The 14,887-nt window shown below is 71.7% G+C and carries 10 protein-coding genes; 8 read left to right on the top strand and 2 right to left on the bottom strand.

The genetic code is table 11. The annotated features are described in order from the left end of the window. Window positions 1-46: 46 nt before the first annotated feature. Window positions 47-1,663: an NADH-ubiquinone oxidoreductase-F iron-sulfur binding region domain-containing protein gene (locus ABZS97_RS39770; RefSeq protein ID WP_356146991.1), complete on the bottom strand. Its 1,617-nt coding sequence runs from the start codon at window positions 1,661-1,663 to the stop codon at window positions 47-49. After that, window positions 1,664-2,935: a cytochrome b/b6 domain-containing protein gene (locus ABZS97_RS39775; protein ID WP_356146994.1), complete on the bottom strand. Its 1,272-nt coding sequence runs from the start codon at window positions 2,933-2,935 to the stop codon at window positions 1,664-1,666. 417 nt (window positions 2,936-3,352) lie between these two features. On the opposite strand from ABZS97_RS39775, the gene leuS reads away from it, so the two are divergent. From leuS to holA, 8 genes are all read left to right on the top strand, one after another. Further along, a complete protein-coding gene (gene leuS, locus ABZS97_RS39780; RefSeq protein ID WP_356146997.1) occupies window positions 3,353-6,226 on the top strand; it encodes a leucine--tRNA ligase in 2,874 nt (957 codons plus the stop codon). A gap of 167 nt (window positions 6,227-6,393) precedes the next feature. Further along, on the top strand, window positions 6,394-7,122 hold the full coding sequence (locus ABZS97_RS39785; RefSeq protein WP_356147003.1) for a hypothetical protein: 729 nt from the start codon (window positions 6,394-6,396) through the stop codon (window positions 7,120-7,122). A gap of 71 nt (window positions 7,123-7,193) precedes the next feature. Then, window positions 7,194-8,039, top strand: coding sequence for a DegV family protein (locus ABZS97_RS39790; protein ID WP_356147007.1), 846 nt, complete (start codon window positions 7,194-7,196; stop codon window positions 8,037-8,039). Window positions 8,040-8,174: 135 nt separating this feature from the next. Continuing rightward, window positions 8,175-9,341: a ComEA family DNA-binding protein gene (locus tag ABZS97_RS39795; protein ID WP_356147010.1), complete on the top strand. Its 1,167-nt coding sequence runs from the start codon at window positions 8,175-8,177 to the stop codon at window positions 9,339-9,341. Between the two features lie 86 nt (window positions 9,342-9,427). Then, entirely contained in the window at window positions 9,428-12,049 is a 2,622-nt protein-coding gene (locus tag ABZS97_RS39800; RefSeq protein ID WP_356147013.1) for a ComEC/Rec2 family competence protein, read from the top strand. A 149-nt stretch (window positions 12,050-12,198) separates the two neighbouring features. After that, the gene (locus ABZS97_RS39805; protein WP_356147017.1) at window positions 12,199-13,026 is read left to right on the top strand and encodes an arylamine N-acetyltransferase; all 828 of its coding nucleotides are present in this window, start codon (window positions 12,199-12,201) and stop codon (window positions 13,024-13,026) included. Window positions 13,027-13,185: 159 nt separating this feature from the next. Beyond that, entirely contained in the window at window positions 13,186-13,431 is a 246-nt protein-coding gene (locus ABZS97_RS39810; protein ID WP_356147019.1) for a hypothetical protein, read from the top strand. A gap of 259 nt (window positions 13,432-13,690) precedes the next feature. Then, entirely contained in the window at window positions 13,691-14,680 is a 990-nt protein-coding gene (holA, locus tag ABZS97_RS39815; RefSeq protein WP_356147022.1) for a DNA polymerase III subunit delta, read from the top strand. The last annotated feature ends 207 nt before the right edge of the window (window positions 14,681-14,887 follow it).

The raw sequence follows: 14,887 nt of genomic DNA on the forward strand, positions 1-14,887 counted from the left end.
CCCGGACCGGCGCGCGAGGCGCCGGACCGAGCCACCGGGCGGGGCGTCAGCGGCCGCTGCCGAGGGCCCGGCGGCCGCGTCCCTGCGAGAGGACGGGCAGGTTGTTGCGTGCCGGGGCGGAGGACCGTGTGTCCTCCTCGATGCGCAGGGCGAGCGCCGGGCAGCGGCGCACGGCGCGTACGGCCTTCGCTTCGGCGTAGCGGGGCACCTGGGCCTGTGCGACGGTCGGGAAGCCGTCCGCGCCCAGTTCGAAGACCTCCGGGAGGATGTCCGCGCACAGGCCGTGGCCGCGGCACAGCGTCCAGTCGACGTAGATCTTCTGGCGGCTGGGGCCCGAATCCTCCGGCTGGGCGCCGGGGATGCTGCTGGGGGCCTGGCCCGGTTCGAACAGCGGGAGCACGCCGTGCACCGGCCGGCCGCAGCCGTTGCCCAGGACGTGCGCGGCCAGGTCGTCGGTGAACGCCTTGAGCGTCGACTCCAGGAACATCGCGGAGCCGTCCGGGTGCGAGCAGGCACCGCGCCGCTTCACGGCCTTGGCGACCTGCTTCACCGCCTCCAGGGCGGCCGGACCGCCCCCGTTGAGGATGTCCTCCAGGCCGCGCGCCGCGGCGGGCAGACCGAGGTAGCAGGGACCGCACTGTCCCGCGCTCTCCGCGGCCAGCCACTGGGCCACCCGCAATGACTCGCCGAGCGCGCAGGTGTCCTGGCTGATCGGCAGCACCGCGCCCGCGCCGAGCGCGCCGCCGACCGCGTCCAGCGAGTTCCGCGAGACGATCGCCTCGTCGAGGGTTGCCGAGTCCAGCCACTTGCCGTGGTAGCCGCCGGTCAGCACACCCTGCGGGACGGGGGGCGCGCCGGCGAGCTGGAGCACGTACCGCAGGGGCACCCCGGTGGGGACCTCCAGCACCATCGGGCGGGCGACCGCCCCGGAGACGGTGAGCATGACGGTGCCGGGCTCGTCGTACAGGCCGGTGTTGCAGTAGCGCTCGGAGCCGATGCGCGCGGCGATCGCCAGCTGGGCGAACGTCTCGGCGTTGGACAGGAGCGTCGGCGCGCCGCCGACACCGCTCTGTGACGCGCTGATCTTGCGGCCCGGGGGGATGGCCGGGCCGCCGTCTATGGAGCGGATCAGCGAGGCGGCCGCGCCGGTCACCATGCGGACCGGGTTGCGCTGCACGCGCGCGCGGATGGCCGCGCCTCGCCGGTTGGTCAGTCCGCGTTCGGCGAGCGCCGCCTCCATCGAGCGCTGGGTGGATTCGCGGGTCACGCCGACGACGAGGGTGCGGGCACCGAGTGCCTCGGCGACCAGCAGGGCGCCGTCCAGGATGAGGTGCGGGGCACGGTTGATCATCACCGTGTCCTTGCGGCAGGCCGGCTCGTCCTCGCTTCCGTTGACGACGACCACGGGCCGTACACCGCGCTTGATCGCCGATTCGGCGACCGAGCGCAGCTTCTTGTGGAAGGGGAAGCCCGCGCCACCGCGGCCCTTGAGGGAGATCCGCTCGGCGAGCTGCGCGAGCTGCTCGCCGCCGATGGGTTCGAGCGGCCCGTGCACCTTCAGGTGCATGGGCAGGTCGAGCCGTTCGACAAGGTCGAAGCCAGACGTGAGCTGCGGAAGCCCGACCACCCGGACTTCTGGGACGTCGGGCAGGGCCTCGTTCACTTAAAAGCCTCCGGAAGGCGCGTTCCAGGGTTCGCCGGAACCCGGCGCGTCGAAGGCACCGGGAGGTGTTTCCGTGGCGGGACCGCTGTTGTACGTGTCGTTCGTGTTGTACGTGCCGTAGGGGGCGTTCGTCTCACCGGTTGGGTACGGAGACTCGAAGTTGCCCTGGATCGGCGTGCCCGCGTAGGTGTCGTACAGCGGGTCGTACGCGGACGGGGGTGCCTCTCCTACCGGCGGCGGGGACGGGGAGGGCCACCGCGGGCCGCTCTCGACGGGCGGGAACGACTGGGTGGGCTGCAGGTTCAGAGGCACTTCCATGCGCGCGGTCTGGTCGGCGGCCAGTGGGTCCTGGGCACGCGGGGTCGCCGACACGGCCCGGTAGGCCGCCGCGAAGCCGTTGGCGGGCTCGGGGGTCATGGTCCGCGTGGGGGCGTCGTAGAGCGGCGCGGGGGACGCCATCCGCTGCGGCGGCACTGCTGTGTCCGCCGGCGGACGGCTCGCCGATCGTGGGTCGAAGCCTGCCAGGGGGCCGGTCTCCGCGTTGCGGGCGCGGCTCTCCTCGAGCTCCTCGCGTCCCGGCCTGGTGTCGGTGCCCATAACCGTCATGATCCGGTCGGCCACCTTGCGCTTGAACGGACGGGGAGCCGCGCGCAGCGCGAGGGCCGCCATCACGGCGACCAGGCAGAGGCTGTAGAGGATCACGAAGATGGGCTTGGCCTGTCGACCCGCGTAGAGGCCGTGGACCAGTGCGGCGCACCAGGCGGGGTAGGCGAGTTGGTGCACCGCCCGCCAGCGCGCGGCGATCGGCGCGGGGGACGCGAAGGCGCTGCGCAGTGCGCCGGTGATGGCCGTGAAGATCATGAGCAGGCCGGCCAGGGAGCCGAGACCGATGAGCCCGTTGATGCCCGTGACGCCGAGCCCGAAGGGGATCAGTGCGGCGATCAACGTGGTGTGGTCCAGGGCCAGTTTGACCGTGATGTGCAGGAAGAGGAACGCGACCGAGGAGACGGCGGTCGTCCGGTGCACCGCCTGGGCCACCAGCCGTTGACGCGTGTTCAGGAAGAGCCGGTCGGTCGCGACCAGCCCCCAGATCACGGAGCAGCTGAGGGCGACCAGGGAGAGCACGCCGGCGCCGAAGTTGAGGAAGTTGCGGACACCGTCACCTCCGAGCAGCACGATCGCGGGTATGAGAAGCAGGACGGCAGCTGACACGATCCCGTAGGCCGAGCGGCCCGGTCGGGGAAGCGAGCTGTTCTTGCGACGAGGTTCCATGGGGGGTTACTCCCAAACGGTTCGGGGAAGCGGTCCCGATGCCGCACTCTAAGTCGAGCCATACCGATGGGTACGAGGTTTGAGTTATTGCGTTGTTATCAAAGGGCAATCAGATGCTTGTGATGTCCCTTAGGGACTGTTACGCGAAGTAACATTTGAATCTTGTTCAGCTTTTCAAGATCTTCACAACCTTGGCACCCAGTGTCGCAGACCTCTCGGAAGCCCGGTGCAGCGCCCTCGGGTGCTGCGGTACCCTGACGCCATGCGTGCCGTACGCCTTCTGCTTAGTGAGCCGCGCTGATCAGTCCCGACCACCGATGAACCGTGGTCGGCATCGGCGCGGCGTCCCCTCCTGTGCGAGGGGCTTTTTCATTTCCTGGGCAGCTGGCAGAGACGATCGATGGAGCTTTGAGGATCATGAGCGAGACGAACACCGCTGCCTCCGAGGTGGCAGCGCCGCACCGCTACACGGCCGTGATGGCCGCTGACATCGAGGCACGCTGGCAGGACTTCTGGGACGCCCAGGGCACGTACGAGGCGCCCAACCCGAACGGTGACCTGGCCGGGGATCCCGCGCTGGTCGCCAAGCCCAAGAAGTTCGTCATGGACATGTTCCCGTACCCCTCCGGTGCGGGCCTGCACGTCGGTCACCCCCTGGGCTACATCGCCACCGATGTATTCGCCCGGTTCCAGCGCATGACCGGCCACAACGTCCTGCACACCCTGGGCTTCGACGCGTTCGGCCTGCCCGCCGAGCAGCACGCCGTGCAGACCGGCGAGCACCCTCGGATCACCACCGAGGCGGCCATCAACAACATGAAGTCCCAGCTGCGCCGGCTGGGCCTGGGCCACGACAAGCGCCGGTCGTTCGCGACGATCGACCCGGATTACTACAAGTGGACCCAGTGGATCTTCCTGCAGATCTTCAACTCCTGGTACGACACCGAGGCGCAGCAGGCCCGTCCGATCGCCGAGCTGGTCGCCCAGTTCGAGAGTGGTGAGCGCGCCGTACCCGGTACGCGCGCGTGGAGCGAGCTGAGCGCCGTCGAGCGCGCCGACCTCCTGAGCGAGTACCGCCTGGCGTACGCCTCCGACGCGCCCGTCAACTGGTGCCCCGGGCTGGGCACCGTGCTGGCCAACGAGGAGGTCACCGCCGACGGCCGCTCCGAGCGCGGCAACTTCCCCGTCTTCAAGGCCAAGCTGCGCCAGTGGAACATGCGGATCACGGCTTATGCCGACCGCCTGCTGGACGACCTGACCGAGCTGGACTGGCCCGAGGCCATCAAGCTGCAGCAGCGCAACTGGATCGGCCGCTCCGAGGGTGCCCGCGTCGACTTCCCGATCGACGGCGAGCGCATCACGGTCTTCACCACGCGCCCTGACACTCTGTTCGGCGCCACCTACATGGTGCTGGCCCCCGAGCACCCCCTGGTCGAGAAGTTCACCCCGGACGCCTGGCCCGAGGGCACCCACGACGTGTGGACCGGCGGCCACGCGACGCCGGCCGAGGCCGTCGCCGCCTATCGTGCGCAGGCCGCCTCCAAGTCGGACGTCGAGCGGCAGGCCGAGGCCAAGGACAAGACCGGTGTCTTCATCGGCTCGTACGCGACCAATCCGGTCAACGGCGAGCAGGTCCCGGTCTTCATCGCCGACTACGTCCTGATGGGCTACGGCACCGGCGCGATCATGGCCGTTCCGGCGGGCGACCAGCGCGACTTCGAGTTCGCGCGCGCCTTCGAGCTGCCGATCCACTGCATCGTCGAGCCGACCGACGGCCGCGGTACCGACACCTCCACCTGGGAGAACGCCTTCGCCTCGTACGACGCGAAGATCATCAACTCCACCGGTGAGGGCGTTTCCCTGGACGGCCTGGGCGTCGCCGAGGCCAAGGCGCGCATCACGGAGTGGCTGGCCGGCCAGGGCATCGGCGAGGGCACCGTCAACTTCCGGCTGCGCGACTGGCTGTTCAGCCGCCAGCGCTACTGGGGCGAGCCCTTCCCGATCGTCTACGACGAGGACGGCATCGCCCACTCGCTGCCCGAGTCGATGCTGCCCCTGGAGCTGCCCGAGGTCGAGGACTACTCGCCGCGCACCTTCGACCCGGACGACGCGAACACGTCCCCGGAGACCCCGCTGTCCCGCAACGAGGACTGGGTCGACGTGACCCTGGACCTGGGCGACGGCCGCGGCCCCCGGAAGTACCGCCGTGAGACCAACACCATGCCCAACTGGGCCGGTTCCTGCTGGTACGAGCTGCGCTACCTGGACCCGCACAACGACCGGAAGCTGGTCGACCCGGCCATCGAGCAGTACTGGATGGGCCCGCGCGAGGGCATGCCGCACGGCGGCGTCGACCTGTACGTCGGCGGCGCCGAGCACGCCGTACTGCACCTGCTGTACGCGCGCTTCTGGTCGAAGGTGCTGTTCGACCTGGGGCATGTCTCGTCGCCCGAGCCGTTCCACAAGCTGTTCAACCAGGGCATGATCCAGGCCTTCGTGTACCGCGACAGCCGTGGCATCGCGGTGCCCGCCGCCGAGGTGGAGGAGCGCGACGGCGCGTACTACTACCAGGGCGAGAAGGTCTCCCGGCTGCTGGGCAAGATGGGCAAGTCCCTGAAGAACGCGGTCACTCCGGACGAGATCGCCGCCGAGTACGGCGCGGACACGCTGCGCCTGTACGAGATGGCGATGGGCCCCCTGGACGTGTCGCGGCCGTGGGACACGCGCGCGGTGGTGGGCCAGTTCCGCCTGCTGCAGCGACTGTGGCGCAACGTGGTCGACGAGTCGACCGGCGCCCTGACGGTGACGGACACCGAGGCCGACGAGGACACGCTGCGCGCGCTGCACAAGGCGATCGACGGCGTGCGCCAGGACCTGGAGGGCCTGCGGTTCAACACCGCCATCGCCAAGGTCACCGAGCTGAACAACCACCTGACCAAGACGGGCGGCTCGGTGCCGCGTCCGGTCGCCGAGTCCCTGGTGCTGCTGATCGCGCCGCTGGCGCCGCACATCGCCGAGGAACTGTGGCGCAAGCTGGGTCACACCGACTCGGTCGTCCACCAGGACTTCCCGGTCGCCGACCCGGCGTACGCCGTGGACGAGGCCGTGACCTGCGTCGTGCAGATCAAGGGCAAGGTCAAGGCGCGCCTGGAGGTCTCCCCGTCGATCTCCGACGCGGAGCTGGAGAAGGTCGCGCTGGCCGACGAGAAGGTCGTCGCCGCACTGGCCGGGGCCGGAATCCGCAAGGTGATCGTGCGGGCGCCGAAGCTGGTGAACATCGTTACGGCTTGAGCTGCTTGAGCTGCTTGAGCCGCTAGCCCCCGGGATTCGGTGGGGCAGCGCGGTCGGGGTCGTCCCCTACGGGCAGGTTCAGGGTTCCTCCGGAACTCCGGACCTGCCCGTTGCGTTTACCGTTGAAGAGCGGCGCAACAGCTGCCGTGCCGGTCGGAGGAGGAGTCGTGGAAGCCGTGGTCGCAGTCTTCGCCCTGCTCTTCCTGCTGTTCGTGGTGCTCGGTGCGTACGCCACGGTGAAGGTGGTCGGCGCGGCCAAGCGCGGCGTGGACCGTACGATCGCGCAGGCCCGCCGTACGGTCGAGGACACCACGCTCCGCGCCAAGACGTACGCCCAGCCCGGCCCGGTCGGCGAGATCGCCCAGCTGCGGCTGAAGCTGCGCACCTCTATGCGGGCCACCCAGGACGCGCTGCACGTGGGCGCGGCCGACGACGAGTCCCTGAAGGAATCCCTGGGACTCTTCGAGCGCCTGAGCGTGCACGGGCACGAACTGGACGACGAGCTCAAGCGCCTGGAGAGCGAGCCCGACAGGAGCACGCTCAGCGAGCGGCTGCCCGGCCTGCGCGAGCGCACCGAACGCATCACACAGTCGGCGGACTCGCTGCGCTGGGCCGCCCGTGACCGGGCCCGCCGGTTCGCCGACGACGACCTGGACTCCCTGAGCGCCCAGATAGACGTGGAGGCGGGTGCGCTGCGGCACTGGACGACGGAGCCCGCCCCCGCGGCCTCCTGGCCCGAGGCGCCGGCTCCCGAGGACGCGTCGAGCGGGCAGACCTGGCCTCAGACCCCGCGGTCCCGCGCTGCCGAGGAGCCGACCCGCGCCGCCATCACCCCGCCGGACCGGCGGCCCAGCTATCCGTGGCAGAAGAAGCCCCGTCCCGAGAGCACCACTTGAGCGGTCCGCCCGACCGCAGGTGAGAGGGGCCGGGCTGCCGTCCACCCGCCCCGCCAGGTAACCTCCAGCTCATGTCCCGCCATGTCGCGATCGTCACCGATTCAACGGCCTACCTGCCGCCCCGGACGATGGAGCGCCACGGCATCACCGCGGTGCCCCTGACCGTGGTTCTCGGCGATCAGGCGCTCGAAGAGGGCACCGAGATCTCGGCCCGCTCGCTGGCCCAGGCGCTGCAGAAGCGGCGTTCCGTCACCACATCCCGCCCCAGCCCCGAGATGTTCGCCGCGACCTACCGCAAGGTCGCCGAGTCGGGCGCCTCCGGCATCGTCTCCCTCCATCTGTCAGCCGAGTTCTCGGGCACCTACGACGCAGCCGTCCTCGCCGCGCGGGAGGCCCCGGTTCCCGTGCGGGTGGTGGACACCGGGATGGTCGCGATGGCCCTCGGCTTCTGCGCGCTGGCCGCTGCCGAGTCCGCGGAAGCGGGCGGCACGGTCGACGACGCGGTCACCGCCGCGGAGAAGCGTGCCGCGGGCACCTCCGCGTACTTCTACGTCGACACCCTCGACTATCTGCGCCGCGGCGGCCGCATCGGGGCTGCCCAGGCCCTGCTGGGCTCCGCGCTCGCGGTGAAGCCGCTGCTGGAGCTGAACGGCGGCCGCATCGAACTCCTGGAGAAGGTGCGCACGGCGTCCAAGGCGATCGCCCGCCTGGAGGAGATCGTGGCCGACCGTGCGGGCAGCGCCCAGGTCGACATCGCCGTCCACCACCTGGCCGCGCCCGAGCGGGCTTCGGCCCTCGCCGACCGGCTGCGTGCGCGCGTGCCGGGCCTCGCCGATCTGCATGTCAGCGAGGTCGGAGCGGTGATCGGGGCGCACACGGGCCCTGGGCTGCTGGGGGTAGTTGTCTCCCCTCGGTGAGGCTGGAGCCGTCCATCGGGGTCGATGCGGCGCATGTGACTCGTGTGGGTGACCGAGTTATCCACAACCAGGGGGTAATCCCCGGGAATTGAGCAAGATCATCGCGAGGGCGGCACAGTGCCGGATCCTCCTCGCATGTCACTCCGATCACGCTCACGCACCGCCACGCCCACCAGCGGCCCGGGCCGCGGCTCCGTCTCCGACGGCCGCACCCGCCACCGCCGTCACCACCCGCGGAGCCGTACCCGGCAACGCCAGGCATCCGCTGAGGCCCTTCGCCTGCGCGCGGAGGCGCTCTTCACCGAACGGGTCGGGGCCGGCGAACGACGGGAGCTGGGCAAAGCGCCCCCGGGCGCGGATCGGGACGTGGGCGCGGCCAGGGCGGGCGTCGGCGTGGGGAGGGTGGCTGACGCGGGTGGTTTTGATGCCGAGCCGGCGCCGGAGCCTTGTGTCGATGTCGATGTCGATGTCGATGTCGATGTCGATGCTGATGCTGATGTCGAGGGCGGCGGCGGGGGCCGGGGTGGGGCGGCCGGGCCGTGGCGGGAGCGGGCAGGGATGGCCGTTCGGGAGCGGATGCCTCTGTGGCTGCAGGCGCGGTGCGGGCTGGAACGCAGGAGTGTGGCCGCTCTGACCGTGCTGCTCGTGGTCGCCGCCGTCTTCGCCGTGCAGCACTTCTGGGCCGGCAGGACCCAGTCGGTGCGGGCCCCTGAGGTGGTGCGGGCAGCGGTGCCGTACGGCGAACCGGCCGAGCAGGCGGGCCGGGGGTCGGGCGATCAAGGAGCGCGGCAGGAAGCGGACGGGGGCGCCTCGACGGGGGGTGCCTCGGCCGGGGCCGTGCTCGTCGTCGACGTCAGCGGCAAGGTGCGCAGCCCCGGGCTCCAGCGACTGCCGGCGGGCTCCCGGGTCGAGGACGCGCTGCGCGCGGCCGGCGGGGTGCGCCCGGGTGTGAACACCGAGGGACTCAACCGTGCCCGTCTTCTCGTGGACGGCGAGCAGGTCGTGGTGGGTGCGCCGGGTTCCGCGGCCGGAGCGGGACCGGGTGGCACGGGAGCCGTCGGCACGGGCGCTGTCGGTACCGGCGGGTCCGGCGTGGGGGCGGCAGTGGCCACCCCCGTCCCTCTCAACACGGCCACCGTGGAGCAGCTCGACACCTTGCCGGGTGTCGGCCCCGTCCTGGCCCAGCACATCATCGACTACCGCGCCCAGCACGGCGGCTTCCGTTCCGTCGACGAACTCCGCGAGGTCAATGGCATCGGCGACCGACGCTTCGCCGACCTGCGGACTCTGGTGCGGCCGTGAGGGGCCCGAAGGCGAGGAGCGCGACCGGATCCGGAGCACCCCAGGGCCGGCCGGGGCCCGTTCTCGCCCCGCCCGACGGCTCCGCCATGAACCGCCGGGCGGTGCACGCCGCTTCGGGCAGGCGGCTGGGGGCGGCGCACCCTCGTGAGGAGGGCCCGGCGGATCTCCGGCTCGTGCCGCCCGCCTTGGCCGCATGGGTGACGGCGGCAGTGACGGTCGGGGCACCGCCCGGCTGGGTCACGGCCGTGGTCGCGGTCTGCGTTACGGCGGGCGTGGGCCTGCTGGTGGCGGAACGGCGTGGGGGGCGCGGTTCGGCAGGGTGCGGGCGAGGGGGGCGTGCAGAGGCGGAATGCGGACGAGGGGCGCTCGGTTCGGCGGGGCGTGGGTGGGGGCGCGGGAATCGTGGGGAGGCGAAGTGCGGGGGAGGGTGGTCGTGTTCGTGGCCGCGGGTCTCCGCCGCGGCCGCACTGCTCTGCGTCGCCGCGGCCGCCGCCTCCGCGGGACTGCACGGGGCGGATCTGCGGCGCGGACCGGTCCCGTCACTGGCGCGCCAGTACGCCCACGTGACCGCCGAGGTGGAGATCACCTCCGATCCTCGGCTCACCCGTCCCCGGATCAACGGTGATCACTCGGCTCCGACCGCCGTGTTGATGGACGCGGAGGTCCGGCGTGTGACGAACGCTGACGGGACACACGGGGACGGCGGGACGGACGTGGTCACGCGCACTCCGGTGCTGATGATCGTGGACGTGCGCTCACCCCGGGGATCGCCCTGGCTGGCGGTACTGCCCTCCACACGACTGCGGGTGTCCGCGCGGCTCGCCCCCGCTCTCTCCGGCGGGGACCGGATCGCGGCCGTGCTGCGGGTACGGGGAAGCGTCCCGCCGCAGGTGGTGGAGGAACCATCCGGTGCGCAGCGGTTCGCCGGGCGGCTGCGCGAAGGGCTGCGGGAGGCGACCGACGGGCTGGCGCCGGACGCGCGGGCGCTGCTGCCGGGGCTGGTCGTGGGGGACACCTCACGGGTCACGCCGGAGCTGGACGACGCGTTCAAGGCGACGGACCTCACCCATCTCCTGGCGGTCAGCGGGGGCAACCTCACGATTCTGCTCGCCCTGTTCATCGGCCCGCCGGGCCTCGCTCAGCGGGCCGAACGCCGAGGCCTCGCACCCCGGTTCGGGGTCCCGCTGCGGGGGACCGCGCTGCTGGGCGCAGCGGTCACGCTCGGCTTCGTGATCGTGTGCCGGCCCGATCCCAGCGTCCTGCGGGCGGCGGCCTGCGGAGGGATCACGCTGCTCGCCATCGCGACGGGTCGCCGCAGGTCGCTGATCCCCGCACTGGCCACGGCTGTCCTGCTGCTGGTGCTGTACGACCCGTGGCTGTCCCGCAGTTACGGCTTCCTGCTCTCCGTCCTCGCGACGGGCGCCCTGCTCACGCTCGCCCCACGATGGAGCGCTGCCCTACGGCGGCGCCGGGTACCTCCGCGGCCGGCCGAGGCGCTCGCTGCCGCTGCCGCCGCGCAGGCCCTGTGCGCGCCGGTCGTCGCCGTCCTCTCGGCGCGGGTGAGTCTGGTGGCGGTGCCGTGCAACCTGCTCGCGGAGTTCGCGGTCGCACCGGCCACGGTGCTGGGTTTCGCGACGCTGGCGACGGCCACCGTGGCGATGTCCGCGGCGAAAGCCCTGGCGTGGTGCGCGAGTTGGCCGGTTCGGTGGATCGCGGACATCGCGCGGAGCGGAGCGGCGCTGCCCGGCGGAGGAGTGGAGTGGCCGGGCAGCTGGACGGGCGCGCTACTGCTCGCGCTCGTCACGGCGGTCGTCGTGGTCGTCGGACGGCGGCTCCTGCGGTACCCCTGGCTCAGCGGGGCCTGTGTCGTGCTGTTCCTGCTGGTCGTGGTGCAGCCACCGCCGCTCACCCGGGTGATCACGGGGTGGCCGCCGCCCGGTTGGCGGTTCGCGATGTGCGACGTGGGGCAGGGCGACGCGACGGTGCTGGCGGCGGGCGACGGTTCAGGGGTGGTGGTGGACGCGGGCCCCGACCCGGTGCTGGTCGACCGGTGCCTCAGCGCGCTCGGCATCACCCGCATCCCGCTCGTCGTGCTGACGCACTTCCACGCCGACCATGTCGCCGGGCTGCCGGGTGTACTGCGCGGGCGTTCGGTCGGCGCGATCGAGACGACCGGGTTCGAAGAACCGCCGGACCAGGCCGAGTTCGTACGAAGGGAAGCGGCTGCCCGGAACATTCCGGTGACGCGGGCCGTGGCAGGTGAGCGGCGGCGTACCGGAGCACTCGACTGGCGGGTGCTGTGGCCGCCGCCGAGCCAGAGCCCGATCGCCCTCACGCCTGACGGCCCGAACGACGCCAGCGTCACCCTGCTCGTACGGTCGGCCGGGCTGCGCCTGCTGCTCCTCGGCGACCTTGAACCGCCCGCTCAGGAAGCGCTCTTGAGATCTCCGGCAGCCGCGGACCTCGCCTCCGTGGACGTCCTCAAGGTGGCTCACCACGGCTCGGCCTACCAGGACCCGGAGCTCATACGCAGGGTGGCCCCGCGGCTCGCGCTGATCTCTTGCGGTGCGGACAACCCGTACGGACACCCCGCGCCCAGCACGGTCGCGGCCCTGCGGTCCGGGGGCGCCATGGTGCTGCGTACCGATCAGGACGGGGCGATCGCCGTGGCAGGCGCGGGCGGAGGGCTGAGAGTGGCGACGGACTGAGAGTGGCGACGGACTGAGGCCGGTACCGGAATTGACCGAGATCGCGAGTGGCGACGGGGAGAGGCGGGGACAGGGTGGGGCGGGGGAGGGGGGAGGGGGGAGGGGAGGGAAGGGGAAAGTGAGGTTGTGAATCGCGACAGACTGGCCTCATGAATTCCGCACAGATTGACGCCTACCTTCGCCGTATCGGGGTCGCGCACCCCGCATGGCCCACCGCCGATGCGCTGCGCGAGCTGCACGTCCGTCATCTGCAGTCCGTGCCGTTCGAGAACCTGTCGATCCACCTGGGTGAGGAGATCGTGCTGGAGGAGGGGCGGCTGTTGGACAAGGTGGTCGGCGCTCGCAGGGGTGGTTTCTGCTACGAACTGAACGGAGCGTTCGGGGCGTTGCTCGGGGCGCTGGGCTTCGATGTGACGCTGCTCGCGGGGCGGGTGTACGGCAAGGAGGGGCGGGTCGGGATCCCGTACGACCATCTCGCGCTGCGGGTGCGGACGGTGGACGGGGGTGACTGGCTGGCCGACATCGGATTCGGGGCGCACAGTCATCATCCGCTGGCCTTCGGGGAGCGGGGCGAACAGAAGGACCCCGCGGGCACGTTCCGGGTCGTCGAGGCGGGGCCGGACGCGGCGGGAGTGCGGGGCGTCGGGGGGACGCGCGGGGCCGAGGACCTGGACGTGATCCGGGACGGCAAGCCGCAGTACCGCCTGGAGGTGCGGCCACGGGCGCTGCAGGACTTCGCGGCCGGGGCCTGGTGGCACAGCACGTCGCCGGTGTCGCATTTCACGCGGTCGCTGGTCTGTTCGCGGGTCACCGAGGACGGGGGGCGGATCACGCTCAGCGGCCGCAGCTTCACGGTGACGGCTGCCGACGGGACGAAGGTGGTGTCGGAACTGACCGAGGACGAGGAGGTGTTGACGGTCTATCGCGAGCGCTTCGGAATCGAGTTGGGCCGGGTACCGGAGGTGCGGAAGCTGTAGCGGAACCGAACGAAGCCGGTGCGGTGGGCAGGTCGTCTCGCCGTGGCGCGGGTGGAGGGAACGCGGCGGGCGGTGACGGGAGCACTCCCGCTGCTCGCCTGCCCTCCGTGAGGGCCGACCCGGGCGTCGGTCGTGTCCGGCGTGTCGGAAAATGATCGCGTGAGCGACGTGAGACATGTGCTGGTGCTGCCCGACCGTGATTCCGCGGAGGAGGCGGTCGAGGCGCTCGGTGAACGGTTCGGACTCGACGAGGAGCCACAGCTCGTCCGGGACGCGCTGGCCGGCGAGGACGATGCCGAGGACGCGCAGTGGCTGGTGGTCCTCCAGGACCCCCGGGAGCGCCTCGACCCCAGGGAACTGGACGAGTTCGTGCGGGAGTGGGACGGCTGGCGGGAGGAACCGTAGGGCAGAACTCATGAAACGGGCAGTGCGCTGCTCCTGACCGAACCTCGCGCAACTTCCCGAGCCCGAGCCTGCGTGTGCCCACGCCAGTGCCAGTGCCCCTGCCCGCGTCCGTGCCGGTGCCCCTGCCCGCGTCCGTGCCGGTGCCGGTTCGCGTCCGTGCCGGTCCGTGCCCGTGCCGATGCCGGTCCGTGCCCGTGACCGAGTGCCCGCTCTCCCGTCGCGGGTTCGTTGTCAGTGGTGCGTGGGATGCTTGACCGCGATGGCCAAGAAGACTGCATATGACGACCCTCTCGCCCCCGTCACGCTCGCCGTGGGCCAGGAGGACCTCCTGCTCGATCGTGCCGTGCAGGAGGTGGTGGCCGCCGCCCGGGCCGCCGACGCCGACACGGACGTACGTGATCTGACCGCGGACCAGTTGCAGCCCGGCACGCTGGCCGAGCTGACGAGTCCGTCGCTCTTCTCCGAGCGCAAGGTCGTGATCGTTCGCAACGCGCAGGATCTGTCGGCCGACACGATCAAGGACGTGAAGGGTTACCTGGGGGCACCCGCCGAGGAGATCACCCTCGTGCTGCTGCACGCCGGTGGGGCCAAGGGCAAGGGGCTGCTCGACGCCGCGCGCAAGGTGGGGGCGCGGGAGGTGGCCTGTCCCAAGATGACGAAGGCGGCGGACCGGCTGGCGTTCGTGCGGGGCGAGTTCCGGGTGCTCGGGCGGTCGGCCACGCCCGAGGCGTGCCAGGCGCTCGTCGACTCCATCGGCAGTGACCTGCGGGAGCTGGCGTCCGCCGTGTCCCAGCTGGTCGCGGACGTCGAGGGGACGATCGACGAGGCCGTAGTCGGGCGGTATTACACCGGGCGGGCCGAGGCCTCCAGTTTCACGGTCGCCGACCGGGCGGTCGAGGGGCGGGCGGCGGAGGCGTTGGAGGCTCTGCGGTGGTCTCTGTCGACCGGGGTCGCGCCGGTGATGATCACCAGTGCGTTGGCGCAGGGGGTGCGGGCGATCGGCAAGCTGTCCTCCGCGCGCGGGGGGCGGCCGGCGGATCTTGCGCGTGAGCTGGGGATGCCGCCGTGGAAGATCGATCGGGTGCGGCAGCAGATGCGGGGGTGGACTCCGGACGGGGTTGCTGTCGCCCTGCGGGCGGTCGCGGATGCCGATGCCGGGGTCAAGGGGGGCGGGGACGATCCTGCGTATGCCCTGGAGAAGGCTGTTGTCGCCGTTGCCCGGGCTGCGCGGGTCGGGGGGCGGGGGTAGCGGGGCCTCCGGCGGGGCTTGTCTGAGGAGGCACCCGGCGTTCGGGTGAACCTTGGGGTTTTCGCCCCCTCCGCCCCTACCCGTCCCGTCCTCCTGGGGGCTTCGCCCCCCTCCGCCCCTACCCGTCCCGTCCTCCTGGGGGCTTCGCCCCCTCTCCCCCCTGTCGCGCTTCGCGCTCGTCCTCAAACGCCGGACGGGCTGACGAGC

Origin of the sequence: Streptomyces sp. NPDC005485 (assembly GCF_040606085.1) — a bacterium.
Taxonomy (GTDB): domain Bacteria; phylum Actinomycetota; class Actinomycetes; order Streptomycetales; family Streptomycetaceae; genus Streptomyces.